This is a genomic window from Pseudomonas sp. SIMBA_068 (assembly GCF_046534705.1).
GTDB lineage: Bacteria > Pseudomonadota > Gammaproteobacteria > Pseudomonadales > Pseudomonadaceae > Aquipseudomonas > Aquipseudomonas putida.
In genome coordinates, this window is the sequence record NZ_JAWRYI010001850.1 from 1 (window position 1) to 230 (window position 230).

Sequence of the window (230 nt, forward strand, 5' to 3'; positions counted from 1 at the left end):
ACCGCCATGTTCGTCGATGCCGTAGCCAGCCATACGGTTAGCGGTGATCGTGGCGAGCGGTCTTAAAAATGGCAGGTTGGACCATAACCGGTCGTGGGTGCTGACATGGGCGCCCTGCAATTGCCTCGTACGCGCCGCCCACAGACGTTCGCGCGGGTCATTGGCGTTCCACACGTTGAAGTCACCCAACTGCGGCCCCACCGGTGTAGGGAGACGGAACACATGCCCGG

The 230-nt window shown here is 62.2% G+C and carries 1 protein-coding gene; it reads right to left on the reverse strand.

The features are described 5' to 3' along the window. Positions 1-230, reverse strand: a 230-nt coding sequence (locus tag SB756_RS36175; protein ID WP_410914070.1) for a DUF1989 domain-containing protein, incomplete at both ends; no start/stop codon positions are given.